The sequence below is a fragment of the Shigella sp. FC1967 genome, from assembly GCF_001743005.1.
GTDB lineage: Bacteria > Pseudomonadota > Gammaproteobacteria > Enterobacterales > Enterobacteriaceae > Proteus.
Map to the genome: position 1 here is coordinate 1 of NZ_MIIZ01000186.1, position 273 is coordinate 273.

General features: G+C 50.5%; 1 rRNA gene. It reads left to right on the forward strand.

The features are described from left to right. A 23S ribosomal RNA gene (locus BHE89_RS01680) occupies positions 1 to 273 on the forward strand; the annotation flags it as partial.

Consider the following 273-nt stretch of genomic DNA (forward strand, 5'->3'; position numbering starts at 1 on the left):
GGATATTATCATTAACTGAATACATAGGTTAATGAGGCGAACCGGGAGAACTGAAACATCTCAGTACCCCCGAGGAAAAGAAATCAACCGAGATTCCCCCTAGTAGCGGCGAGCGAACGGGGAGCAGCCCAGAGTCTTAATCAATAGCAGCATCAGGAGAACGGTCTGGAAAGTCCGGCAGTAAAGGGTGATAGCCCCCGTATCCGAAGATGCTGTTATTGTGAACTCGACGAGTAGGGCGGGACACGTGTTATCCTGTCTGAATATGGGGGG